The 525-nt window shown below is 31.6% G+C and carries 1 protein-coding gene; it reads left to right on the top strand.

The features are described from left to right. Positions 1 to 523: hypothetical protein (locus AC3G7N_RS22565; RefSeq protein ID WP_489424331.1), on the top strand; the 523-nt coding region annotated here is incomplete at its 5' end. Positions 524 to 525: the final 2 nt, after the last annotated feature.

The following is a 525-nucleotide window of genomic DNA, read 5'->3' as shown; positions in this document are numbered from 1 at the left end:
AACAGCAAAAAGCCAAATAGTAACAGTAGACAATAACCGTTTATTCCTTGAAGATATTTACGTTTTAACTGAAGAACAACAAAACAAACTTATGAAACAACTTAATAATACTATTTCTGAATACTATTCATCACTGAGTAAAAAGGACGTCTCCTCATTAAAGGGAGGTGTATCCGAAAATCTTATCAAACAGGCGAAAAAGAATATTAGAGGAATAAAGGAAGAAAGGCCAAAATACACAGCGAAATTATTAAAAGCAGTATATGACAAAACTTCATTTTTCCATACCACTTATAATGAGGAACTTGATGCATATACAATTACAGTCGAGGCGGAACTTACATTCCATGAACCTATCCGATATTTTGATTGGTTGACAGGGGATTTAGAAAAAAATAACTATATGCGCCCTACTGCACTGACTGTATTTTATAATGAAGATAAAGAAAAATGGATACTTGATCAATTGGAAATGGATTATTTCTCCATATCAAATTCGGAAAGCAAAACCTTTGAATTTTAAAA

The sequence above is a fragment of the Virgibacillus carmonensis genome, from assembly GCF_057836705.1.
This window is presented reverse-complemented; position numbering and strand designations above follow the sequence as displayed.